Origin of the sequence: Micromonospora sp. MP36 (assembly GCF_008119785.1) — a bacterium.
Classification (GTDB): Bacteria; Actinomycetota; Actinomycetes; order Mycobacteriales; family Micromonosporaceae; genus Micromonospora.
This window is the reverse complement of sequence record NZ_VSFA01000063.1, coordinates 1-22,728: the sequence shown is the minus strand read 5'-3', so window position 1 is coordinate 22,728 and position 22,728 is coordinate 1. Positions and strand designations below refer to the sequence as shown.

Annotated in this window: 20 protein-coding genes and 2 pseudogenes; 11 read left to right on the top strand and 11 right to left on the bottom strand. The window is 69.5% G+C overall.

Annotation, left to right across the window (positions count from 1 at the left end; genetic code table 11):
• Window positions 1-13 precede the first annotated feature (13 nt).
• Window positions 14-457, top strand: a complete 444-nt coding sequence (locus FXF52_RS28835) for an ester cyclase (protein WP_148801479.1) — start codon at window positions 14-16, stop codon at window positions 455-457.
• A 71-nt stretch (window positions 458-528) separates the two neighbouring features.
• On the opposite strand, the gene FXF52_RS28830 is transcribed toward FXF52_RS28835, so the two are convergent.
• Window positions 529-1,494, bottom strand: a complete 966-nt coding sequence (locus tag FXF52_RS28830; protein ID WP_148801478.1) for an FAD-dependent oxidoreductase — start codon at window positions 1,492-1,494, stop codon at window positions 529-531.
• On the opposite strand from FXF52_RS28830, the gene FXF52_RS28825 reads away from it, so the two are divergent.
• The 3 genes and pseudogenes from FXF52_RS28825 to FXF52_RS28815 all read left to right on the top strand — a co-directional run.
• A complete protein-coding gene (locus tag FXF52_RS28825) occupies window positions 1,477-1,818 on the top strand; it encodes a class I SAM-dependent methyltransferase (RefSeq protein ID WP_148801477.1) in 342 nt (113 codons plus the stop codon). The genes FXF52_RS28830 and FXF52_RS28825 overlap by 18 nt on opposite strands.
• 323 nt (window positions 1,819-2,141) lie before the next feature.
• On the top strand, window positions 2,142-3,404 hold the full coding sequence (locus FXF52_RS28820; RefSeq protein ID WP_148801476.1) for an LVIVD repeat-containing protein: 1,263 nt from the start codon (window positions 2,142-2,144) through the stop codon (window positions 3,402-3,404).
• A 51-nt stretch (window positions 3,405-3,455) separates the two neighbouring features.
• A pseudogene (locus FXF52_RS28815) lies at window positions 3,456-3,629 on the top strand (ATP-binding protein); the annotation flags it as partial.
• Between the two features lie 63 nt (window positions 3,630-3,692).
• On the opposite strand, the gene FXF52_RS28810 reads toward FXF52_RS28815, so the two are convergent.
• The gene (locus FXF52_RS28810; RefSeq protein ID WP_222870729.1) at window positions 3,693-5,249 is read right to left on the bottom strand and encodes an aspartyl protease family protein; all 1,557 of its coding nucleotides are present in this window, start codon (window positions 5,247-5,249) and stop codon (window positions 3,693-3,695) included.
• 255 nt (window positions 5,250-5,504) lie between these two features.
• Here FXF52_RS28810 and FXF52_RS44195 point away from each other — a divergent pair, with 255 nt between their 5' ends.
• Window positions 5,505-5,645, top strand: coding sequence for a hypothetical protein (locus tag FXF52_RS44195; protein WP_370518034.1), 141 nt, complete (start codon window positions 5,505-5,507; stop codon window positions 5,643-5,645).
• A gap of 457 nt (window positions 5,646-6,102) precedes the next feature.
• On the opposite strand, the gene FXF52_RS28795 is transcribed toward FXF52_RS44195, so the two are convergent.
• Window positions 6,103-6,630, bottom strand: a complete 528-nt coding sequence (locus tag FXF52_RS28795) for a VOC family protein (protein ID WP_148801474.1) — start codon at window positions 6,628-6,630, stop codon at window positions 6,103-6,105.
• 403 nt (window positions 6,631-7,033) lie between these two features.
• Here FXF52_RS28795 and FXF52_RS28790 point away from each other — a divergent pair, with 403 nt between their 5' ends.
• Window positions 7,034-7,495: a hypothetical protein gene (locus FXF52_RS28790; protein ID WP_222870728.1), complete on the top strand. Its 462-nt coding sequence runs from the start codon at window positions 7,034-7,036 to the stop codon at window positions 7,493-7,495.
• Here FXF52_RS28790 and FXF52_RS28785 read toward each other — a convergent pair.
• A complete protein-coding gene (locus FXF52_RS28785; RefSeq protein ID WP_187413763.1) occupies window positions 7,453-8,409 on the bottom strand; it encodes a DUF5937 family protein in 957 nt (318 codons plus the stop codon). The two genes, FXF52_RS28790 and FXF52_RS28785, sit on opposite strands and share 43 nt — an antisense overlap.
• Before the next feature lie 84 nt (window positions 8,410-8,493).
• Between FXF52_RS28785 and FXF52_RS28780 the strand changes: the two genes are divergently transcribed.
• On the top strand, window positions 8,494-9,756 hold the full coding sequence (locus tag FXF52_RS28780; RefSeq protein WP_187413762.1) for an MFS transporter: 1,263 nt from the start codon (window positions 8,494-8,496) through the stop codon (window positions 9,754-9,756).
• Between the two features lie 184 nt (window positions 9,757-9,940).
• Here the strand turns inward: FXF52_RS28780 and FXF52_RS28775 are convergent, their stop codons facing one another.
• Genes FXF52_RS28775 through FXF52_RS28765 form a run of 3 tightly spaced genes read right to left on the bottom strand, consistent with a single transcriptional unit; the run spans window position 9,941 to window position 12,116 of the window.
• Window positions 9,941-10,261 (bottom strand): HEAT repeat domain-containing protein, encoded by a 321-nt coding sequence (locus FXF52_RS28775; protein ID WP_148801471.1) that lies wholly within the window; start codon window positions 10,259-10,261, stop codon window positions 9,941-9,943.
• Window positions 10,262-10,314: 53 nt separating this feature from the next.
• Entirely contained in the window at window positions 10,315-10,971 is a 657-nt protein-coding gene (locus tag FXF52_RS28770) for a response regulator transcription factor (RefSeq protein ID WP_148801470.1), read from the bottom strand.
• Window positions 10,968-12,116 carry a HAMP domain-containing sensor histidine kinase gene (locus FXF52_RS28765; RefSeq protein ID WP_187413761.1) on the bottom strand — a complete coding sequence of 383 codons (1,149 nt, stop codon included), beginning with the start codon at window positions 12,114-12,116 and terminating at the stop codon, window positions 10,968-10,970. The genes FXF52_RS28770 and FXF52_RS28765 overlap by 4 nt, the downstream gene beginning before the upstream one ends.
• 86 nt (window positions 12,117-12,202) lie before the next feature.
• Between FXF52_RS28765 and FXF52_RS28760 the strand changes: the two genes are divergently transcribed.
• From FXF52_RS28760 to FXF52_RS28745, 3 genes are all read left to right on the top strand, one after another.
• Window positions 12,203-13,690 (top strand): DUF1349 domain-containing protein, encoded by a 1,488-nt coding sequence (locus FXF52_RS28760; protein ID WP_148801468.1) that lies wholly within the window; start codon window positions 12,203-12,205, stop codon window positions 13,688-13,690.
• Window positions 13,691-14,037: 347 nt separating this feature from the next.
• Window positions 14,038-14,958, top strand: coding sequence for an alpha/beta hydrolase (locus FXF52_RS28755; RefSeq protein WP_255472440.1), 921 nt, complete (start codon window positions 14,038-14,040; stop codon window positions 14,956-14,958).
• A gap of 101 nt (window positions 14,959-15,059) precedes the next feature.
• On the top strand, window positions 15,060-15,452 hold the full coding sequence (locus FXF52_RS28745) for a helix-turn-helix domain-containing protein (protein ID WP_148801467.1): 393 nt from the start codon (window positions 15,060-15,062) through the stop codon (window positions 15,450-15,452).
• Between the two features lie 163 nt (window positions 15,453-15,615).
• Here FXF52_RS28745 and FXF52_RS28740 read toward each other — a convergent pair whose 3' ends face one another.
• A complete protein-coding gene (locus FXF52_RS28740; protein WP_148801466.1) occupies window positions 15,616-16,542 on the bottom strand; it encodes an NAD(P)-dependent oxidoreductase in 927 nt (308 codons plus the stop codon).
• A 131-nt stretch (window positions 16,543-16,673) separates the two neighbouring features.
• On the opposite strand from FXF52_RS28740, the pseudogene FXF52_RS44190 reads away from it, so the two are divergent.
• A pseudogene (locus FXF52_RS44190) lies at window positions 16,674-16,932 on the top strand (hypothetical protein); the annotation flags it as partial.
• Window positions 16,933-17,519: 587 nt separating this feature from the next.
• Here the strand turns inward: FXF52_RS44190 and FXF52_RS28720 are convergent.
• The 3 genes from FXF52_RS28720 to FXF52_RS28710 all read right to left on the bottom strand — a co-directional run bounded on the left by FXF52_RS28720 (window position 17,520) and on the right by FXF52_RS28710 (window position 22,638).
• On the bottom strand, window positions 17,520-19,268 hold the full coding sequence (locus FXF52_RS28720) for a hypothetical protein (protein ID WP_148801464.1): 1,749 nt from the start codon (window positions 19,266-19,268) through the stop codon (window positions 17,520-17,522).
• Window positions 19,269-19,398: 130 nt separating this feature from the next.
• The gene (locus FXF52_RS28715) at window positions 19,399-19,884 is read right to left on the bottom strand and encodes a hypothetical protein (protein ID WP_148801463.1); all 486 of its coding nucleotides are present in this window, start codon (window positions 19,882-19,884) and stop codon (window positions 19,399-19,401) included.
• 87 nt (window positions 19,885-19,971) lie between these two features.
• Window positions 19,972-22,638 carry a glycosyl hydrolase gene (locus tag FXF52_RS28710; RefSeq protein ID WP_148801462.1) on the bottom strand — a complete coding sequence of 889 codons (2,667 nt, stop codon included), beginning with the start codon at window positions 22,636-22,638 and terminating at the stop codon, window positions 19,972-19,974.
• Window positions 22,639-22,728 lie beyond the last annotated feature (90 nt).

Below are 22,728 nucleotides of genomic sequence, written 5' to 3'. Positions count from 1 at the left end.
AGGAGTGATCGACATGACCGACGACGTGAAGGCCCGCTACCGGCGGTACCTGGAGCAGGCGTGGACGGCCGAGGGCGACCGGCTCGACGCGCTCGCCGCCGAGCTGGTCACCCCGGACTTCGTCATCCACCAGGCCCGCACCGACGGCGCGCCGGCCGAGCAGGTCCGCGGCCCGGCGGCGCTGACCAAACTGATCCGGGAGAGCTGTTCTCTGTTCCGGGACGTGTCCACCGTCATCGAGGTCGGCCCGATCGTCGACGGGGACCTGGTCGCCGCGCACTGGCGGTTCCACGGCACGTATGCGGGCGGGATGCCAGGCGCCACGGCCGAGCCGGGAACGAAGGTCCAGTTCGCCGGCACCGACATTCTGCGCAGCAGCGGCGACCGGTTCGCCGAGTACTGGGTGGTCTCGGAGGGGATGAGCCTGATGGCCCAACTCGGCGTCGGCCAGGGCTGACCGCGCCCCGGAGCCGGCAGTTTCCCGGGCGGGCCCGGGCCGGACCAGCCCGGACCCGCCCAGCCGGCGGATCAGCCGGCCAGCAGCGCGGTGACCTCGCGGGCGCAGCCCCAGGAGAGGGTGACCCCGACCGCGCCGTGGCCGTAGTTGTGCACGCACCGGGCCCCGCCGAGCGGCTCCTCCTCGAGCCGCACCGAGGGGCGCACCGGCCGGAAACCCACCTCGTGGCGCAGCACCCGTGCCCCGGCGAGCCGCGGCTCGACCCCGGCGCAGCGGGCCAGGATCCGCTCCGCCACCGCCGGGTCCGGACTCGGGTCCCGGTCGTCCGGCAGGGCCACCCCGCCCAGCACCACCCGGTCGCCGTGCGGGAAGAAGCCACACCAGAAGTCGCCGACGCCGCCCTCGTAGAAGAACTCCGTCAGGCCGGGGTTGGCGACCACCACGTGCTGCCCCTTCACCGGGCGGACGCTGTCGTCGCCGGTCAGCTCGGCGGCGCCCACGCCGGCGCAGTTGACCACCGCCGGCGCCTCGGCCGCGGCCTCGGCCAGCCTGCGCACCGGCCGCAGCTCCACCCGCCCGCCGGCCGCGGCCAACCGTGCCGCCAGGTACGCCAGGTAGCGCGGCATGTCGGCGAAGGGCAACTCCGCCCAGAACCCGCTGCGGTAGCCGGCCCGCTCCTGTTCGGTGCACAGGGCGAAGCCGGGCAGCCCGGCCGCCCATGGCGGCGGCGCGTCGCCCAGGTCGCTCACCAGCCGGCCGCGCACGAGGTGCACCCCGGAGCCCGGATCCTCGGCGAGCGCGGCGAACTCGGTCTCGCCGACGCGGCCCCAGCGGGTAGCCGGGTCGTCCGGACCGGTGATCGTCGGCCCGCACATCGCACCCGCCACCGCCGAGGTGGTCCGCTCGACCGGGTCAGCGGTGCGGACCAGCACCGCCATGCCGGCCTCGGCCAGGCAGACGGCGGTGGTGAGGCCGATGACGCCGCCACCGACGACCACGACGTCCGGGCGGGGCGTACGTTGCGTCAGATCACCCATCGGGACAGTGCAGCACAGCCGGACACGGTACGCGATGGCAGCGCCGAGCACACCGGCTACGCCGATCGGAGCGTGGACGCCGTGGTCTCGGTCAACAACGTGATGCTCTGGGACGAGCAGGCCGGCCCCGCTGAGGTGTACCGCGTGCTGCGGCCCGGCGGGCGGCTGGCGATTACGGTGCACCGCCACGTGCTGCACACCTCACCCGAGCAGTTGGCCAATGATGTGGAGCGGGCCGGGTTCAGCGACGTCAGCCTCCAGCTCCGTCCGAGGCGTATGAACAGCCCTGCGACCGATCTGGTCGCCCGCCGGCCCGCCGGCTGACCCGCCACCCTGGCTCGAACGTCGCTGGGGGTGAACGGACGGTAGGCGGATTCGCCTCGGTCTCCTGGCCGGCACAGTAGCTCGCCCCGGCTGCGCGGATCCGTCAGCGGTGCGCTGTTGGCGACGTGGTCAGGCGTCAGCAGGCCCCGGACCAGGGCTATTTCCGTCGAAGGGCTAGCGATAGGTGGAAATATTTGACAAGCTGATCTTCACCTGCGTGATCGCGTCATGTGGCGACACGTCCGACGTGAGGGAGCGCCGTGCGTACACCTTCTCGAATCCGATCACTCGCCGTCGCCGGTGCGGCGGTCCTCCTTGCCCTTATGGCGTCTCCTGCCGAGGCGCACGAGCCGTGGGACGACGGTTCCGTTCCGCCGCCCCCGCCGAGCAGCCCGGCCGACGGCTACAGCAAGAACATGCACCTGCTCTCCACCGACGCGCACACCGGTGGCGTCAACTCCGACCTCGCCTTCTCCGGCAACCTCGTCTACGCCGGCCACTACGGCGGCTTCCGCATCATCGACATCTCCGAGCCCGGCGCCCCGGTTGCGCTGGCCGACGTGCACTGCAACGGCCCGCAGGGCGACGTCTCGGTCTGGGGTGACCTGCTGTTCCTGTCCGTGGACACGCCGCAGAGCACGCCAGGCTGCGAAGGGTCCCGCAACGTCACCGCGTCCACCCCGGGCGCCTGGGAAGGGGTACGCGTCTTCGACGTCAGCGACCCGAGGGCGCCGCGGTTTCTGCAGGCGATCCGGACCGACTGCGGCTCGCACACCCACACCCTCGTGCCCCGTGAGGATGGTGGCACGTACATCTACGTCGCGTCGTACCCGCTGAGCGCCAGCAACATCGGGCCGGACTGTCAGGCCCCGTTTGAGCGGGTCTCGGTGATTGACGTACCGGGTGGCGACGCCGCCGCCGGCCTCGCCGCGAAGGTTGTCGCCGAGCCCACCGTCAAGGGGATCGACCTCATGGCCGGCGCGTCCGGCGACTTTTTCGCCTGCCACGACATCCAGGTCCTGACCCCGCGCAAGCTCGCTGCCGCGGCCTGCCTGTCGCAGGGGCAGCTTTGGGACATCGGGAACCCGCTGGCGCCCCGGGTGATCGCCAACGTGGACACGCCGGACGTGGACATCTGGCACAGTGCGGCGTTCACCCACGACGGGAAGTACGTCACCTTCGGCGACGAGTACTTCGGGCCCGCGCAGGAACCGTACGGGGCGCTCTGGACCTACGCCGTCGATGACCTCAGCACGCCGCTGAGCCACCTGCGCATCCCACGCGCCGAGCCGAACACCTACCACAACTTCAACTACGTGCCCGTCGCCGGACGGAACATCCTCGTCTCCTCCGCGTACGGCTCGGGAACCTCGGTGGTCGACCTGACCGACCCGCGCAACCCGAAGGAGATCGGCTACTACGACATGCAGTCCAACCAGTGGTCGACCTACTGGTACAACGGCCTGATCGTCGCCAACGACATCTCCCGCGGCGTGGACGTAATCCGGTACAGCGGCCCGGAGACGGCCGGCGCCAAGAAGCTGCCGATGCTCAACCCGCAGACCCAAACGTTCCTGTTCCGCTGACCATGCTGTAGAAAGCGGGCGGGCGCCGACGGCGCCCGCCCGTTCCGCCGCCTAGGGGATCACCGCCAGATCACGGCCAAGGGGGCCGGGCTCGGCCTGTCCATCGTCCGGTCGGTGGCGGCCACCCACGGTGGGTGGGCCACCGCGACCGCCCGGGAAGACGGCGGCCTCGTCGTCACAGTCACGCTCCCGGCCGGGCCGGATGACGACGGCCTTCGCCGATGAGTACGTACACCCCCTGCCGCAGCCGTGCGGCTCCAGACCGAGGGCGGATCACCATCGGCGGTGTCACCGCCGGGTGATGTAGAAGTGCATGTCGGTGTAGTCGAAGGTGATGGCGAACGGCTTGAAGAACTTATGGGTGAAGTTCGCGATGATGTCAAACCCGAACAGGGCGGACTGACCGGGGCCCGGGAAGCCCGGCCAGGTGGTTGTCACCGCCATTCCGCTTACCTCATGTCCGACCGCCTTCCCGAGGCTGATCCGGTCCGGGGTGATCGGATAGATGGTGCTCCCGTTGAACTCCTGCGGATGGGCGTAGTCCACCTCGATGCCCGCCCGCTCAGCTATCTCCACGGTCGTGTCGACGCCATAGAGCGTGCCGCCCGTGTCCAGGGTGACGATCCGCGGCCCGTAGTCACCCAGGCTGCCCAGCGTGCATGGGTAGTGATCACCCGCCAACCACAGCGGCAACCTGTCAAGCCCCGGATGCCCAACCTGGGCTCGGAAATCACGCAGCTGGGTTGCGGTCTTGCGCCGCAGCACCAGCGCGCGGTTGGCGTAGTCCATCGTGGAGAGCGCGTGGTAGAGCAACGTCGTGCCGATCACGCCCGCCGCCTGCGAGCCGTCGGGAAGGGGCGGCCGCTGGGCGTCGATCCACTGCACCGGGATGTTGCGGAATTCAATGTCCCCGAGCCGGAACGAGTCCATGACGCCCAGGTAGATGGTAACCGGTCCGTTGCTGGCCACCCCTGAGGTGGTGGCCACCGCCCGAAGTCCCGCCTCCTCCGCCACGTCCTGGGACAGGTCGAGCGTCGCATAGGTGTCGAGATAGAACCGCTTGGGATTTCCGCCGTTGACGGAAGCTTGGATGTGCGGCAAGGGGTCGACACCCAGGAACGGGACGCGGGTGCGCTGCGCGCCGCGCACCTGCCACGGCGCGTCGGGCAGATGGGCGTACAACTCGGCAAACGCCTCGTCACGCGGCCGGCCCGTGCTCCGCAACAGCGGGATGGCGCGGGCATGCTGATCCTGGCGAACGAAACACTCCGCGAGCCGCTGCCGTGCGGCAATATCGTCGGGAGCCGAGCTGACAGCCTGGGACAGGTACGTCTCGGCATCGGCGAACCGGTTGGACAGGAGGGCGATGTACCCACGCTGCGCCAGCGCATGCGCATTCCCGGGGTCCTCCCGCAGCAGTCGCGTGTAGCCCCGATCCGCCTCGTCGAACAGGCCCGCCCTGAAGAGTTCGTCGGGGTCGGCACCCGCCGACGGCGGGGTCGAAGCCGGCGCGGCGGAGGCGCCGTCCCAGCCGCCCAGCATGGGAAGAACCGCGACGGCGCCGGCGGTCAGGCCCGCCCGACGCAGAAACGCGCGCCGGCCGACGTTTCCGGGATTACTCCCGTTCACCATGGCAATACTCCTTACGTTGGCGCTGGGTGGTGCCGTAATGGCTCCGGTCGGTCGAGGGAGATACAACCCGGTCGCCTGTTTCCCCGGCGTTTCGTGCCCGGCCGACGCATGCTCATCGTCGGCGAGCAACATCTCCGTCGCGCCCTCGATCAGTACGTCTGCCACTACAACCGACGACGACCGCATCGAGCACTGCAGTTGCAGCCGCCACATGCCGACCGACCCTGCCCTTGCCGAAAAGCTCATCCACCTGGTCGGAGGACTTTCAGACGCTACGGGCCTCGGACTTGGAGGTCGCCGCGATGGTCGAGGGCGCCATCGGCAGACCTCCTCGACGCGGCGCGCGGCAGCGGATAACAAAACCGCGGCGGCGGTGGCACGGCGTACACGTGCTCACCGCGTGCTCGATGCGACGCCCACGAAGCGGACGAGAAGGTCGCGGTCGACCAGTACGGGCAGGTCATCGATGTGCTCGTGTCGGCGCGCCGCGACGCCGGTGCAGCCCGGCGTTTCTTCCGCCGGGCGCTGTCGGTACGCGTGAGCCCTCCGCCGCGTCGTCATGGCCGCAGCCTCCTGCACGACGGATGTCCACACACGACGCTGCTATAGGATTGCGGCATGAGCACCCATGCTGAGCGGGTGCTCTAACCTTGCGTTCTAATCCGGCCTCGGACACCAGTTTTCGGTGAAGATTCACGTTTTGCGTGACCGGTCACCATACCCGCAGGCGGCTGCTTGTGCCGCTTGTTGCGGGAAGTTGAGTTTGACTCCGGGTGCCCCGCGACGATGGTGGACATGTCCATCTCGGCTTCCGCCCTCCGGTGGTGAGCAGATCATCGCTGCCCTGGTGCCGCCCAAGACGATGCGGCCGGCTGTCCGGGCTACGGCGCCGTTGCCGGTGTTGCCGAGGCTGAGTCTGCCTGCCGGTCCCGACGCGGCCGGTCTGGTATTTGGGGATGGCCCGTCCAGTCGGGGCGGCTGTCGGCCCGCGAGTTGCTCGGTGCGTTGGGTTGGGGGCCACAGTCGTAGGTCAACCGAAACAAGTACCCGATGAGCCGATGTCTGATCATGCTGAGCCAGGTTCGGGCCTGCGGCTTCTGCGCGAAGAGGTGGTCCGTGACGAGCGTGGGGCATCGGCAACGCCTGGACGGCCGCCTGCTGGCCTGTCGGGGTCGGCCGGGTCGGGGCTGGCCCGCCGCGGGGACGCCTCGTAGGAGATGAACTCGAGCAGGCTTCCATCAGGATCGCGAAAGTAGACGCTTGTCCCTGTCCCGCCGGCACCGAATCGCCGAACAGGTCCTGTTTCCACCTCGACGTTGTGTTGTCGCAGGTGTGCCACCGCCTCCTCGATCGGCCCCTCCCAGACGAAGCAGATGTCACTGTTCCCCGGGCGGACGGGGAGACGGGCAACGTTGTCCGCAAGGTCGACACCCGGCCCATGAACGCTCAACTGGTTGGGACCGACTCGGAACGCAACGCGGTCGCCGCCAACGCTGATCACCTCAGCACCGACGACATCACGATAGAAGTCGGTGGAGACCCGCCAATCCGAGACAGCAATGACGGCGTGGTCCAGCCGAGTCACGGGCACCATCTCACGACCTTACTTCGCGAGGTCGCGCCCACGGTCGTCCGGATCTGCCATTGCGACACGAGGTCGCACATTGCGAGAGAGTTGGCTGATTGGAGGACCGAGGCGATGTTGGTGGTGTAGCTCCGGGCTTGTGCTCATGGCCTGGCCCCGCCCTTGGCGTGCGCTGCTGGTAACGGCAGGGTGCGAAGCCCGAGGGGAAAGCCGAAGGGTCTCCTGTTCCACCTGGGAGGTCACGGGTGAGGGGCAGACCGGACGGGTGAATCGCGTGAACCTTCGTTGATGCCTCGTAAAACGGAGCCCCGTCGGTGGGATGTGGCAGCGGGGTGTAGGGACGTGCCGTTGTGAAGCGGCAGGCGCTGGCCGGGCACGGCATCCGGTCAGGGGAGCACCGCCGTTCCCCGGGTTGAACCGAGTTCGGTTCGGCTGCTCTGAGCAGCAGTACGCGACCCTGGTGGCGCACCGGCGGGGTGAGTCCGACCTGGTGCACCGTGACGGCAAGTGGTTCCTGTACGCCACGTGCGACATCCCTGATGTGGAGATGAAGGAGTCCGACGGGTTCCTCGGTGTGGACCTGGGTATCGCGAACATCGCCACCACCGACGACGCCACCCGGCACTCCGGCAAGGGTTTGAACCGGGTGCGGCATCGTAACCAGCGGTTGCGGGCCAAGCTTCAGCGCATCGGCACCAAGTCGGCGAAGCGGCTGTTGAAGGCCCGCCGGCGTAAGGAGGCCCGGTTCGCGGCCGACGTCAACCATCGCATCGCCAAGCAGATCGTGACCGAGGCCGAACGCACCGGCCGCGGCATTGCCCTTCAGCCGGATCAGTCGCCGAGGAGCGCGTCGCCCCGCGCGGTGCGCACGTAGAAGACCAGACGACCGGCTCGCTGCCGAGTGACCAGGCCCGCGGTCACGAGCCGCGAGAGGTGGGCCGAGACTCCGCTCGGGGTCAGCCCGGTGCGGCGGGCCAGCGACGTCGTCGTCGACGGAGTCGTCAGCTCGACCAGCAGGGTCGCGCGAGCCTGGCCGATCACCGGGGCGAGATCGGCCGCGGGTGGGTCGCTGTGCCACATCGAGCCCACGCCTCGAGTGGGATATCGCAGCACCGGAGCCCACGGCTCGGACGCCTTGACGAAGACGTTCGGCCACGCGAACAGCGACGGCACGAGCACCAGGCCGCGACCGCCGAGTTCGTAGTCCCGGTCCAGATTGGGCCGGTCCACCGACAGGACGTCGTCCGACCATGAGACCGCGGGATCGAGTTCGGGGAACATCCGGTGCGGGCCGTCGTCCGCCAGCCGCCGCGCCCGAAACATCACGTCGGCCTCCAGAATCCCGCGTATCCGCCCCCAGTACGGCGCCAGCGTGAGGCCCCAGTAGGTCCGCATCTGGCCCACGATCATCGGCAGGGTACGGCGCGGCGCGCGGCGCAGGTCCGACAGCGAGGCCGGCAGCCGGTCGCCGTACACCGTCTCCAGTTCCTCGCGTACGACCGCCGCTGGCGTCTCCCGCACCGCCGTGAACTCCGCCTCGGGCTCGGCGACGGGTGAGTGCGGCGCCGGCGCGAGGAAACCCGGCAGGTGCCGCTCGGGTGCCATCACCAGGTCGCGCAGCTGACGCAGGTCGGGTGAGGCCAGCACCCTGGCCCGGTGCCGGGTCACCCATGGCAGGTGCACGGCGTGCGCACCGGGATCGCGGAGTACGCGCAGGCTCGCGACGACCCCCCAGGCGGGGGAGATCGCGAACCTGACACTGGCGAGATCGGCCAGGGTCAACGACATTCGCAGCATCAGATGGGCTCCACGAGGATTCACCGTAGTCTGAATCGTTGGCGCGCGGGGGCGGCCGACGCCGAACGTTTGGGCATGTCGATCCAGCACGCCTCTCGTCGTGGGCACGACGCCGCCCGGGCCCTGCCCCGCGACTTCGCTCGCTACCTCGTCGCCGCGGTGGCGGCGAAATGGGGTTTCAACATCGCCAAGGTGGCCATTCCGCTCGTCGCGATCACGTCGCTCGGCGCTGGTCCGGGCGCGGCGGGTTCGCTGGCCGCTGCGGGCACCGCTCCATTCCTGCTGCTCGGGCTGCCGGCCGGTGCATGGCTGGACCGGGTTGCTCGTCGCCCGGTCATGATCGCCATGGATCTGGCCCGGTTCGTGCTGATCGGCTCGATACCGATCGCCGCCGCAGCATCCGCTCTGACCATGACCCAGCTTTGGGCGGTGGTGTTCCTCAACGGCGTCGCGACCGTCTTCTTCGACGTCGCAATGCAGAGCCACCTGCCGGACCTTGTCGGCGGTGGGGACGGCAGGCGCCTGGTCGCGGCCAATGGGCGCCTCGGCATCGTGGACCAGATGGCGTTGATCGGCGGACCCGCGCTGGCCGGCTGGCTGGTCGGCCTGTCGACAGCGGCGGCGGTTCTGGTCGCGACGGCACTGGGCTACCTGTGGTCGGCGCTGTGGATTCGACGGATCGAGCGGCCGGAGCCGCGCCGGGTTGACGTCGTACGACGCTCGCTCGCGGCCGAGGTGCGGGAAGGGCTATCGTTCGTCCGGCGCAGCCACACCCTGCGTGCGATCGCCGTCGCCGGCGCGCTCGTGAACTTCGCGACCGCAGGCACGGTCGCGATGCTGCCGCTTCTCCTGGTTCAGGAACTGCACTGGTCGGAAAGCCAACTGGGCCTCTTCCTCGGTGCCGGTGGAACCGGTGGCCTGCTCGGGGCGTTCTGTGGGCAGCGGTTGTCGAGGCTCCTCGGCGCTGGCCGCTCGGTGCTTGCGATCGGGCTGGCCATCGCCCCGGTCTCGCTCGTGCTGCCGCTGGTCGGTCAGCCCGTTCCTGGGCTGGTCGCCGCGCTCGCGTGGGCGCTGGTGATCTTCAAGGTCGGCTTCGACAGCGTGGTCCTGATGTCGTTCCGCCAGCACGTCACGCCGTCACGGCTCCTGGGACGCGTCAACGGCACCCTGCGCGTGATGTTCAGTGGCGCGCTCACACTCGGCGCGGCGATGGCGGCAATCGTCGGTGACTACGCCGGTCCACGCGCTGCCACCTGGGTTGCCTGCGTCGCGCTTGCGCTGGTGTGGGTGCCGATCCTGCGCTCCCCGATGCGCCGGCAAACCCTCGACGCATCCTGAAAACGGCAAACTCGCCCAGCCATAGAGCAAGATCGAGTGCACTCTTCTGCTGCTCCGGGTGGGCTGGCGTTCATCGCCGCTGGTGACGCACGGGTGATGTATGGCTGCCTCTCCTGCTTCGGCTTCCAGTGTCGTACCTTCGTTCACCTCGTTGTGCGCGTGCGGTGTCCGCCTTCTTGGCCCGTTACCGTGGCCAGACTCGCGTCCATACCGAGTCGAACCTGCGAGTCTTCCTGCGCAGTTGCGGTGCCGCGCGGGGATCGGAGTCGACTGCCTTCGCGAGCACGTGGGCGCCGCCGATCCGCAGTTCTGGGTCTTCGTCGGCGGCGAGCGTGAGCAGGGCGTCGACCGCGGTCGGCCCGCCGACCGAGCCGAGGGCGTCCCGGGCGTTCTCGCGGACGTGCGAGTCGGGGTCGTCGAGGAGCCGCAGCAGGGCCGGGGTCGCCTCGCGGTTGCCGAGCTGCCCGAGTGCGTACGCGACCATGGAGACGAGATGAGTGCCCACTCAGAGTGTCACGCGCTAATCGGCCTCCTCCGTGCCGTTGCGGGTCGCTGGGATCAGGCGATCCGGTAGCCGACTCCCGGCGTCGTTGCGATGATTGATGGGTTGCCGAGTTTGCGTCGTAACCGGCTCACGGTCACGGTGACGGTGTTGGTGAACGGGTCGGCGTTCTCGTCCCAGACCTGTTCGAGCAGGTCCTCCGTGCTCAAAAAGCCTGGGCTGGCCCGGAGCAGCGCCTGCAGCACGGCGAACTCCTTCACCGAGAGGTTGAGTTGCCGCCCGTCGCGAACGGCGGTCCGGCGTACCGGGTCCAGTGCGACGCCGGCTGCCTGAAGTGTCCGGGGTCGCGCGTCTGGCTTGCGACGTGCGAGGGCCTGGATACGCAGGATCAGCTCGGGGAAGTGGAAGGGCTTGGCGAGATAGTCGTCCGCGCCGAGGGTCAGCCCGCTGACCCGGTCGCCTGGTGCGCTCGCTGCGGTCAGCATCAGCACCATCGGCCGGTTTGCCCGCTCGGTGATCATCTGGCACAGCGTGTCGCCGTGGAGGCCGGGCAGGTCTCGGTCCAGCACTACCACGTCGTGCGTGGTGAGGTCGAGCTTGGCGCCGGCGGTCAGCCCATCGTGTGCGAGGTCGACGGCCATGCCCTGGTCGCGTAGTCCTTCGGCGATGACCTCGGCGAGGGCGTGATCGTCTTCGACGACGAGGATCCTCATGCCGCCACCGGCATCTTCGCGACCGGAAGCGTGATCGACACGCGCAGACCGCCTTCCGGCCGGGCGAGTAGGGCGAGCCGGCCGCCGTGGGCTGCGGCCACGGCGGCCACAATGGATAGCCCGAGTCCGGAGGAGCCGGTGCGCTCGCCGCCAAGCCGCTCGAAGGGCTGCGCCAGCCGGTCGACCTCCCGTTGGTCGAGAACTCGACCACCGGTTTCGGCGACCAGCTCCGTCTCCTCCTTGCTCTCGGATCCGGTGATTCCGATCCATCCGCCGTGCTCGTTGTGTGTCACCGCGTTGTCGATGACGTTGGCCACCAGCCGCGCCAGCAGCGCGGGGCTGCCCTGGGTCGCCGTTCCCGGTGGTACGTCCACCGTCACGCTCAGCCGCTTTGTCTTCACGTCGGCGGCCCGTTCGTCTAGGGCCGTGGCGATGAGGTCGCCGAGGTCGACCGTGGTGGCGTCGGCCAGCGTGCCGTGCTGTGCTCGGGCCAGCACGAGGAATCCGTCGAGCAGGTGATCGACCCGGTCCAGCTGTCTACGCAGACGGTCCGCGAGCGCCACCGTCGAGGGGGCCGGATCGGGCTTGGCGACCGCGACGTCCAGCGACGCCCGTATCGTCGCCAGCGGCGTACGCAGCTCATGGGATGCGTTGGCGACGAAGCGGCGCTGTGCGGCGAACGATGCTTCGAGTCGTTCGAGCAGTTCGTCGATGGTGTCGGCGAGGTCCTTCACCTCGTCGGCCGGGCCATCTACCGCCAGCCGCCGATCCAGGCTCTCGGCGGAAATGCGCCGGGTGGCGCTGGTGATGAGCCGCAGCGGCCGCAGCACACGTTTGGCCAGCACCCGACCGAGCAGGAGTGACACGACCGCCATCACGATCAGCGCCACCACCGAGCCGGCCAGCAGCTGGCGGGACTGCTGCGTGTGCACCGTGGCCAGCTGGTCCTCCAGCTGCCGAATACGCTGCTGCGCCGCAGCAGGGCTGCCCTGCGTGGGGAGATTTCCGGCGGGGGCGACGCTGCTGATGCCGCCGCCGGAGAGCAGAAAGGCCAGGCCCAGCAGCCCGATACCGGACACGAGGAACACAACAGCATAGAGGAGCGTGAACCTTACCCGCACGGTCCCGCTGGGCAGCCTGATCATGCCTCCAGCATGCCCCAGGCCACCTAACAACAGCATGACAGAGCCGGTTCAGGCCGCGTTACGCGCCGATCCGTAGAACCGACGGCATGTCGACCACCGAACTCCTCCGGCGGGAATGGTCCGCGTTCCGCAGCCCGGGCCGCCTGACCGCGCTGGCCGCCGCGGCCCTCACCATCATCGCCCTGGGCCTGCTGTACGCCTTCGGCAACCACTCGTCCTGCCCCGGGCCGTGCCCGGTCGCTCCCGTGGCCAGCGGCGGCGCTACCGTCAGCGACAGGTTCTGGTTCCTGCATCGCGACCTGGGCCGCGAGGGCAGCATCACGGTCCGGATGACCTCGATGACCGGGACCATCACCTACCCTCCGCCGAACCATGACCAGATCGTGTCCGGGCTGGTGCCGTGGGCGAAGGCCGGGATCATCGTCAAGGACGACGTGCGGCAGGGCTCGCGGTACGCGGCGGTCATGATGACCGGCAGCCACGGCGTGCGCTTCCAGTACGACTACAGGCACGACGTCGCCGGAAGCGCAGGCGGCGTCTCGGAGCAGTCCCCCCGCTGGCTGCGCCTGAGCCGCTCGGGCGACACCATCACCGGCTCGGAGTCGGCCGACGGCAAGCAGTGGCACACCGTCGGGGCGGCGAAGCTCGACGGGCTGCCGGACACCGTGCAGGTCGGCCTCTTCGCCACCTCCCCCGGCGACCTCACGCTCCGCAAGGTCGGCCTCGGCGGCGCAATCGAGGAGGTCCGGTTCACCCAGGCCGTCGGCGTATTCGACAACGTCACCGTCGAGGGCGGCGCCACCGACGTGTGGGACAGCGACCCGGTCGGCGAAATGAACCACACCGACTGGGAGAAGTACCACAACGCCTCGGGAGCCGCCGAGAGGAACGGCGTCATCACGATCAGCGGCACCGGCGACATCGGGCCGCTCGGCGAGGAGGGCGCGCGTACCGTCGAGAAGACCCTGCCCGGCCTGGCGGTCGCGCTGATCATCGCGCTCATCGTCGCGGCCCGCTACGGCGCCCGCACAGCTCCCGAGACGGCCTCCCGGCAGGTGATCGCCGCCCGAGCGGCCGTCGTCGGGGCGGCCACCTTCGTCGCCGGCCTGGTCGCCGTCGGCGTCGTCCTCCCGGCGGGCACGGCGATCCTGAAGGGCAACGGCATCGCGGTGCAGCCGATGCCGATACTGACCGGCGCTCGGGTGATCGTCGGCGTCCCGGCGGTGCTCGCACTCTGCGCCGTCCTCGCGTACGGGGTCGGCGTGTGGCTGCGCCGCGGCTGGGCGGCGATCATCATCGGGCTGTCGCTGGTCGCCCTGCCCTATGCCATCACGGCGTTCCCGCTACTGCCCGACACGGTCTCCGAGTGGCTGCTGCGGCTCACCCCGGCCGCCGGCTTCGCCGTCCAACAGACGATGGAGGAGTATCCGCAGGTCACCGCGCATTACGCGCCGTCGGCCGGGTACTTCCCACTTCCTTGGTGGGCCGGACTCGCCGTGCTCTGCGTGTACGCCATGATCGTGATGCGAATGGTCGTCAGAGGCCAGCAGGCTGCGGAAACGGACTGGCGATAGCGGATGGTGCGAGGGCAATGCCCCCGCACCGCCTCCGACTACCGCCGAGGACGACGCCGTCGGCATCGGCGAGGTGCATCAAAGGCGGGAATGAACCGACCAGCGACTGATCCGTGCGCGGCCATCCAAGTGGCTTGGCGGCGGTGGCCGGTTGTCCGACTCCGGCTGATGGGTGACACGGCGGCTTCACCTGATGGGTGACACGATCAGCCGGACAGGGCCAGCGCGTAACCGTCCGTGACCAGATGCGCCGAACTGACAACCGCGTCCGGCGTTCACGTCGCTTCCACTTCCGGCCGGTGTGCGGACGGCTAGGATTTCAGGGAGCGACCGGCGACCCGGAGGCGGTGCAGAGCGTGCGCCGGCGGGCCGCGACTTCATCCCTGCGGCGTGAGGTTACCGCTGTCCGAGGGTTCCGACGATTGCTGCAGCCCACCGGAAAGAGCATCATGAGCGAGCCGACGACCAATGCCCTGCCGATCGTGCTGATCCACGGGCTTTGGATGACCGCCCGAAGCTGGGACCGCTGGGTGGAGCACTACCGGGCGAAGGGCCATGAGGTCTTCGTGCCGACGTACCCGGGATTCGAGATCGAGGTAGAGGCGTTGCGGGAAAGACCCGAGGTCATCGCCGAGGCCTCCGTTCCCGCAACGCTCGACCATCTCAGCGAGGTGGTCGAGAGCCTGGACCGCCCGCCGATCATCATGGGCCACTCCTTCGGGGGAACCTTCACCCAGCTCTTAGTGAACCGCGGGTTGGGCGCCGCCGCCGTGGTGATCGACTCGGCGCCACCCGAGGGTGTCCGGGTGAACCCGCCGGCCCAGATCAAGTCCCTGTTCCCAGTCCTCAAGAACCCGGCCAACCGGCACCGCGCGGTGGGATTCACCAAGGAGCAGTTCCACTACGCCTTCGCCAACACGGTCAGCCGGGAGGAGTCCGACGCCGCGTACGACCGCCTCCACATTCCGGCGCCCGGCAGCTGGGTCTGGGCCTATGGCCTGACAGCCAACTGGAAGCCGGGCCACCAGGAGACCTGGGTCGACTACGACCTGGACGACCGTGCTCCGCTGTTGTTCATCATGGGCGGCAAAGACCACCTGATGCCGCCCTCGGTGATCCGCTCGAACGCGAAGAAATACCGCAACTCCGAGGCGACGACTGAGATCTACGAGTTTCCGGACCGCTCACACTTCACCGGTGTCGAGCCTGGCTGGGAGCAGGTGGCCGACTACGCGCTCGAGTGGGCGACGAGCCACGCGCGAGCGTGACAGGGCTGACCAACCGCTGCTCGGGCGCAGCCCCGCCATCCGGGTGCCGACCAGTGCGACGGAGTGGGCGTCGGTGGCGTCGGTTTTCGCTGCCCTGCCCGGTGGCGAACACCCGACCGCTGGTCCTGCGTGACGTATGGGTCGGGCTCACCCGGTTCGAGCAGCTCCAAGCCGACCTCGGGATCTCGCGCAAGGTCCTGACTGAGCGGCTGAACCACCTCGTCAACCAGGGCGTGCTCGAGCGCCGCCCCTACGACCGGCGACCGCGCTACGAGTACGTCCTGACAGAGAAGGGCGCCGAGCTGGTCGACCTGCTCATGGTCATGGCCGGTTGGGGAGACAAATGGCTCGCGGGCGAGGCCGGCCCGCCAGTGCTCTACCGTCACCACGCCTGCGGCGAGATCAGCGATGTCGACCTGCGCTGCGCCCACTGCGGCGAACCGATGCACGCAAACGACGTCGACCCGCTGCCAGGCCCCGGCGCAGCCGCCTGACCGAGACGAGCCCCCAGCCCCTGGGCAGCCTTGGCCACCCAAAGCCATCCACGACCGCCGTCGGACGCGCTCCCAATCCCAACGCGGCGAGCGCCAGCCCGCAGTGGAGCCACCAGAGTGGTTTCAATCGGATCCCCCCTCGGGCACAAACCATGACCCCATCTCAGCGGCTCGCCTTCGCGACCAGCGGGATGCCCTCGCGGTAGGTCGGCACCGCCGGAGCCCAGCCCAGCTCGCGCTTGGCCTTGGCGTTGGAGACGCGCATCGAGGTGGTCATCATCGCGTGGGCGTACGGGATGGGCCGCAGCATCCAGCTCGGGACCCGCCACGGCGAGCGCGCCCCGAACTCGGCCGCGAGCGTGTCCAGGTAATCCCCCCAGCGCACCGGCTCGTCGTCGACGATGTTGTACGCCTGTCCGGCGCGCCCCTTCTCCAGCGCGGCCACGGTCGCCGCGGCGGCGTCCTCCAGGTAGATGAAGTTGGCGAAGCCAGCGGACGAGGGCACCGGCAACCGGCGCTTGCGCACCAGGTTGACGATCATGTTGGTCATGCTGTCTTGTCCGTAGAAGAACCCGTAGCGCAGCGCGATGCCCTCCATCTCGTCGGCCGAGAACACCTGCTCCTCGGTGGAGCGGATGGCCGCGACGGCCTCTCCGAGCTTGCCGCTCACGGGTTCGGCGAACGGGTCCTTCTCGGTGATCACGTGCGGGCCGTGGTCGCGGTAGCCGTACCCGAGCACGATCGACTGGGTGAGGAATCGGTGGGCGCCGACCGCCCGGGCGGCCACGAGGAGGTTGGCGGTTCCGGTGGTACGCAGGCTGTTCGTGCCCTGAAGCGCGTCCCGCATGCTCGTGGTGCCCAACGCGGTCAACTCGTGGATGACCGCGTCGGCCCGCACGCCCCGCACGGCGGCGAGCAGGTTCTCGCGGTCCATCACGTCGGCCACCACGGCCTCGGCTCCAGCGTTGCGCAGCCGCTCGGCGTTGGTCTGGCTGCGGCTGATGCCGACGACCTGGTGGCCGGCGGCGATGACTTGGCGGGTGAGGGGCGTACCGACGGCGCCCGAGGCACCGGCGAGCAGGACTCTCATGGCGGTTCCTCTCTGCAGGTCTCACCCCGGTAGACGGGGTACCGGTTGGGTGTGTGATGACCTGTCGGTGTGTTGTCTCGCACAGCCGGCGTCGTCCCTGGCTCGTGACGGGCAACGTGCCCCATGAGAATGCGTCGGCTCGGTGCTGGACCAACAGCCGGCGGCAGAGCTTCGCCAACGACCTGAGCCACCCGCAGTTGATCGCCGTGACCGACAACGTTAACCAGGCTAAGGGGGACCAGGACCCGTCCACCTGGCAGCCGCCGCTGTCGTCGTACCGGTGCACCTACAGCAAGATGTGGATCACCGTGAAGTACAGCTGGGGGTCTGACCCTGCAGTCGTCGGAGAAGTCCGCCCTGCAAAGCATGCTGAACACCTGCAGCTCCTGACGCCCCACGGAGCCCGCACGCTCATAGCCTGCGAGGTTGCCGCTCGGCGTGTTGATACCAAGGACGCGCAGCTGCAAGCGCCGTCACTGGCTTGTTCACCGCGATGCGCGAGTGGTCGGACACCCTGAAGGGCGGCCGTCAACTGGTCCAAGCCCAGCGAACCCAGCTCCAACGCCCGACGATGAAATGTGCGCCGGTCGCCGGGGGAAGGACGAGAGGCCTGCCAGCCACACGCGCTCACCCGCCTTGTAGGCCAGCGCCTGCCCTGGCCGGCCCAGGTAACGCGCGAGTTCGGCGGACGCATACGGCCCCCTGGTGACAGCGGTTCCGCAGCAGTTCCAGCGCATCCGGCGTCGACAAGTCTCTGTCTCCTGACCGCATCGGCAGTCGCAGGTGCAGGCCGATGTCGAGCAGCACCCGTGCCGACCGCACGTCGCGCCTCCCGGAGCGACAGTCCCACGGCGGTGGCGCCGTCAACGAGCCAGGGTGTCGGGTTTCCGAGCTGCTGTCATTGTCTGGTGCCGCCCGGCAGCTTTCCCCGAGCATCGGGCGGGCGGCCGGCTGGCCGCCCGCCCGATGAACCCGGGTCAGCAGGCGGGTAGGCGGAAGCTGGCGATGCGGGTCTGCCAGCCGTTGCCGTTGGGCGCCTGAGCCGCCCCGGCCTGGGTGTAGTACTCGTTGACGTACCAGAAGGTGCAGTCATCGACCGGGTCGACGTTCATCGAGCTGTAGTCGCCCCAACGCGAGTTGAGGCTGGTCTGCGCGGCCGTGCCGTTGACAACGGTGGCCTCGCCCAGGGTGAGCTCGCCGCGCCGGTCACCGACCAGCCGGCCGGTGTAGCGGATGCCGGGGTAGACATCGGTCCCGTTGACCACGCTGTAGCCGAGGGCGATGTTGCCCTTGCGGTCCTGGGCGATGCTGCCCATCCAGCGGTTGACGGTGTCATTGGGAGCGAAGGTGCCTTCCTGGTGGATGGCGTAGTTGCCGCGCTTGTCACGGCGCAGCTCCCACCAGCGGACACCGGCCTGCCCGGGCAACGCCTCAACAGACTGGTTGGTGACCATGGACTCGTACGAGCCGAACGTCCGGTAGGCCAGCCGCCAGGTGGGCCGCTGCCGGTACGAGAGCACGTCGAGGTACTGGTCCCGGTTGGTGATGCCAGGTTGGGGCAGGCAGTCACGAGCGGTCGGCTGGCAGGGGAAGACCGAGTCGAACCCGGCGGTCGGCAGCTGGGTCTTGAGCCCGATCGAGGCGGCGGGGGCCGCGTTCCACGTGACCTTGAACTCCCAGACGTTCACGGCGTCGAAGGTCGCGCCGTAGCCGGCGCCGTCGTCCTGGGTGCCGACGATCGGCGCGGGCGAACCGGCCGGCGGCGCCTTCGGTCCGTCAGCGTCGGCGGGAAGCAGCCCGTCGCCGATGAGGTTCAACGGAACCTTGCCGTCCTGGAGCAGGAAGCTCACCGCCCGGGCGTTCGGGTCGCCGGCGATCATCCGGTCCCGTTCGAGGCCGTAGACCCCGATCCCGTAGACGGACGGATCGACGGTGCCGAACTCGCGCGTTGTGATCAGGTAGGAGTCGCCCCAGATCCCGTACTTCGGGTAGTCCGGGAAGTTGTAGCCGGTGTTGAACGCGTACCGGTAGTAGGAGCCGGTCGGGTCGCCGGTGGTGGAGATGGCGATGCAGTTGTAGAAGAGGTTGGCCGGCTCGTTCGGGTAGTCCGAGCCGCGGGTGGTGAACTGGGTGAGGATCCAGCGGTCGGCCCGCTGGTCGTAGAGCACGACCGGATCGCCGGAGTGCTCGGTGCACTCGTCGACCGGGAAGCCGGCCCACAGATCCCCGAGCGCGAGCGGACCGAGCAGCAGCCGGCCGGTCTTGGAGTAGACGCCGAAGACGAGGTTGACCATCTCGACGTAGTGGTTCGGGCCGACGTCGCCGACCGGGTCGGGCGGGTTGACCCGGCCGCCCAGCACGTTGAAGTTGTCCTGGTTGCTGAGGCCTTCGAAGTTCGCGGTGGTGCCGCCGATCGTGCGGGCCGGCTTCGTGGCCTGGACCGCCGCGTCGGGGGTGTGGCCGCGGTCGCTCAGCCGCGGGCCGCGTTCCTCGGGCAACTGCGGTGGCGTGGGCGCCACCGATCGCCGGGCAGTGCGGGCGACGTCGCGCAGCGGTGCGGTGACGTCGAAGGCGGCGGGCTTGCTGAAGGTCGGCTTGCCCGCCGCGGGCGCCGGATCCGGTTGCGCCTGGGCGGTGTGGGTGGGCGTGAGCAGGCTGGCCAGGAGAATGCCGACTCCCAGGGCCGCGAGGCGTCGGATCCGTCGTCGTTGACTTCCGTCGATCACGTGGTCCTCCCGTTGATCCACTTTGGTAGATCTTTTGGAGAACCCTATGAGGTGATCGGCGTCAGCCGCTCACGTGAACCGCGTCTGGAGCTTGGTGCGGGAAGTGACATTCCGCCAGTAACCAGGGTGATCAGCGCGCGCTGTACACGGACAGCGCGTGATCGGCAGGGCAGCCGGCGGGGCACTGGGCGGTAGTCCCGGTGACGGTCGCCGTGCTGCCCGCGCGGAGGGTTTCGGCCCGCCGGCCGAGCAGCGCCCAGGTGGCATTGTCGGTGCGGAGCAAAATCCACTCGCCGGTGCGCTCGACAGTGCCGGTGACGGTCCGGCGCCCAGGGACGAGATCGCCGGTCCGGTCATCGACAGGCGGGTTCGTCGGCTCGGCCTTCCTCGTGCTGTCCGATCCGGGCGCCTCGCTGACGCCGGGGGTCGATGGCCGGCTCGCCTGCTCTGCCGCCGCGCCCGCGGTTATCGCGGCGGGTGACGCGGTCGTGGTGCCCGAGGCTGCGACCGCGGTCGAGGCAGGCCCGCTGCTCGGGTCGCGGTCGCCGGCACAACCGGCGATGGCGAGGGCGGCCGTCGCGATGGCTGCGGTGAGCAGGGCCTGCGCGCGGGTCATGGTGTTTCGACGATACGCCCGCGGCACCGGTTCCGGGTGGCGACAGGCCCGCCCGACCGGGTCGGGCGGGCCTGTCCGGTGCCGTCGTTACAGCGACTTCAGCGGGGTCTTCCAGATGCCGCGCCCGTGGGTGGCGGCGTAGAGGTTGCCGTCGCCGCTGACGTGCAGGTCGAACACGGCGGTCAGCGGCAGGGCGTACTTGGAGGCGCCGGAGTTCGCGCCGACGCGCCGCCAGGTGATGCGATCGGGGGTGGCGCGTCGGTCGGCGACGAGGACGCCGAGGTCGGTGCCGACGACGAGCTTGTCGCCGACCACGACCACGTCCGTGGCGGGCACGTCCGGGAACCCGACGGACAGGTCCGTCCAGGCGACCGAGACGCCGGTGGCGGTCTTGGTGAGCTGGCCCCGGTAGACGTGCTTGACGCCGGCGCCCGGTCCCTCGATGAAGCGCCGGTTGAAGCCGTTGAACACGAGGTAGATGGTGGAGTTGGTGGGGTCGTTCGGGTCGAAGGTCACCGCGTTGGGGTAGCGGTTGGGCAGGCCGGTCATGTCGAGCTCGGTCCAGCTGCCGCCCCAGTTGGTGGCCACGCCTCGGGTGAAGCCGGCGCTGTTGCAGTTGGCCTGGCCACACCAGGCCGCCAGGTAGGTGTCCTTGGCCGGGTCCGCCGGTGCGGCCGGGTCGGCGACGGCGTCCATGCCGACGATGAGCCGGGCGCCGGTGCTGTCCAGCGTGTAGAGCGGCTGCCAGCCGTTGGCGTCGTCGGCGGCGGCCTCCGCCGGGGTGTAGGCGAACGCCAGGTCGTGCCGCCAGAAGGAGTTGCCGCCGGCCACCCACCGCTCGCTCGCCCCGTCGCGGACGTTCTTCGAGCCGCGGATCGCGCGGAACGGCGCGGTGAAGCGGGCGTTGATGTCCGGCACGGTGACGTCGAAGATCGCCCTGGTGGAGCCGTCGCTCTGCCCGCAGTTGGTGGTCAGCCACAACGCCAGGAAGACGTACTCGTCGAGGATCTGGCAGCCGTTGCGCGAGTTGACGATGATGTCGCCCCCGTCGCCGCCGAACGGGCTGACCATCTTCCGCGCCCCGCCGCGCAGCAGCGACCCGCCGTTGTCCTGCAGGCCGCCCGCCACGGCCCAGCCGCGACCGTTCGGGTCACGCCCGGTGCCGACCGAGTAGTACTGCAGCGTGCGCAGGGTGGCGTTGTGGTTGGTCCAGTCGGTGGCGTGCCTGGCCGAGTCCTCCTTGCTGGCCGCCGGGGCGAGCGGCCGGGAGTAGACACCGCCGTCGTTACCGACCAGGACGGTGCCGCCGGAGATGGCGATGGAGTGCTGGTCGGCGTGCGTGGTGGACGGGCAGCCGCCCGACGGGATCGACGGGTCGTAGCAGGGGAACCCGAAGTTCCAGTACGGGCCGATCGTCTTCCACGTCGCGCCGGCGTCTTCGGTCTCGTAGACCTCCTCGAGCCCGACGTAGACGTGCCGGGGGTTGGTCGCGTCGACCTCGACGAAGTTGTTGTACCAGGCCTGCACACCCGGCGGGTAATCCATGAAGGCGCCGATCGCCGATCCGGAGTTCTCCAGCTTGACGGAGTCCGCGATGCGGGTCCACGGGCCGAGCACGCCGTTGGTGGAGTGGTAGACACCGGCCAGGGCGCTCGCGCCGGCGGCGAGCCCGGCCGGGCTCGACTGCACCAGGTAGAGGTGTTCGCCGTCGGCCGAGGTGGCGAACTCGGCGTTGCCGACGTCGGCGTTGTTGATGTCGCCGGTCAGGGTGACCCGGGTGAAGCTGCCCGGCTGGCCGCCACTGGTGGACAGGTAGTAGCCGTTGTAGGCCGCGCCCGAACGCCACGCGGCGTTGATCAGCACGGTCTTGCCGTGCGTGCCGGGCTGGATGAGCACGTCGTTGATGATGTTGTCGTACGGCCTGGTGATGTCCGTGTCGGAGGCGGGGTTGGGCAGGAACAGCAGCTGCCACCGTTCGCTGTGCCGCTTCGGGTCGGTCGAGTGCCGCCACAGGCCACGGCTGGTCGCCGCATACACCCACCCGGCACCGTCGAACTTCAGCTGGTTGATGCTGCGCGACTCCAGCTCATCCCCGCCGACCCGGTCCGCTTGGGAAAAGCCGCGCGCGGTGCTGGCCTTTCGCAGCCGGTACACCCCGGCACCGGCGTAGCTGGTAGCGCCGGTGTTCGCCTCACCCGTCGCGTACCAGAGCGTGTCGGCCTTGGCGTCGTAGACGAGGTCACCGGTAGACAGGGCGAGGATGCCGTCGGAGATCGGCTGCCACGTCCCGCCGTTGCCGAGCTTCTTGCGGAACACGCCCCCGTTCGCGCCACCGGCGAACGTCCAGCCGTTCCCGGCCGCCAGGCCGGTGACCCGGCCCGCCACCACCCCGGCGCCGCCGCCGGAGTTGGAGAACTCCGGGTCGCGGTAGTTCGGGTCGTCGGCGTCGTACGCCTTGTCGGTCACCTCGTACCAGCGCGAGTCCGTGCCGCGTAGACCCTTCAGGTCGGCCAGGGCGTCGCTGTACTCGCCCGCCGCCACCGCCCCGTACGGCGCCATCCGCGCCGCCGCCTCCTGAGAGGCGAAGGTCTTGATCCCCGCCTGACCGGCGTGCACCCCGGCCACCGGCTTCGGGCGCTTGACCGGCCGATCGTCCGCGTATGCCGGAACACCCGCCGCCACCGTGACCAGCGCCGCGAACCCGGCGACCGCGGCACGTCCCACACCACCCCGCCGACGTTGCCCAACGACCATGTCTGATCCTTCCCGGATGGGTCCACCGGCGCCGTCATTGGCGCCAGTCCATGTCGGACGGTAGCCGTCGAGGTGAACTCAGAAAAGCCT

Coding starts and splice junctions, on each gene's coding strand:
- FXF52_RS28835 (WP_148801479.1), top strand. CDS start 14: ATGACCGACGACGTGAAGGCCCGCTACCGGCGGTACCTGGAGCAGGCG.
- FXF52_RS28760 (WP_148801468.1), top strand. CDS start 12,203: ATGTCGACCACCGAACTCCTCCGGCGGGAATGGTCCGCGTTCCGCAGC.
- FXF52_RS28715 (WP_148801463.1), bottom strand. CDS start 19,884: ATGACCCGCGCGCAGGCCCTGCTCACCGCAGCCATCGCGACGGCCGCC.
- FXF52_RS28740 (WP_148801466.1), bottom strand. CDS start 16,542: ATGAGAGTCCTGCTCGCCGGTGCCTCGGGCGCCGTCGGTACGCCCCTC.
- FXF52_RS28710 (WP_148801462.1), bottom strand. CDS start 22,638: ATGGTCGTTGGGCAACGTCGGCGGGGTGGTGTGGGACGTGCCGCGGTC.
- FXF52_RS28765 (WP_187413761.1), bottom strand. CDS start 12,116: ATGATCAGGCTGCCCAGCGGGACCGTGCGGGTAAGGTTCACGCTCCTC.
- FXF52_RS28810 (WP_222870729.1), bottom strand. CDS start 5,249: ATGTGGCGGCTGCAACTGCAGTGCTCGATGCGGTCGTCGTCGGTTGTA.
- FXF52_RS28820 (WP_148801476.1), top strand. CDS start 2,142: ATGGCGTCTCCTGCCGAGGCGCACGAGCCGTGGGACGACGGTTCCGTT.
- FXF52_RS28785 (WP_187413763.1), bottom strand. CDS start 8,409: ATGTCGTTGACCCTGGCCGATCTCGCCAGTGTCAGGTTCGCGATCTCC.
- FXF52_RS28795 (WP_148801474.1), bottom strand. CDS start 6,630: ATGGTGCCCGTGACTCGGCTGGACCACGCCGTCATTGCTGTCTCGGAT.
- FXF52_RS28770 (WP_148801470.1), bottom strand. CDS start 10,971: ATGAGGATCCTCGTCGTCGAAGACGATCACGCCCTCGCCGAGGTCATC.
- FXF52_RS28830 (WP_148801478.1), bottom strand. CDS start 1,494: ATGGGTGATCTGACGCAACGTACGCCCCGCCCGGACGTCGTGGTCGTC.
- FXF52_RS28780 (WP_187413762.1), top strand. CDS start 8,494: ATGTCGATCCAGCACGCCTCTCGTCGTGGGCACGACGCCGCCCGGGCC.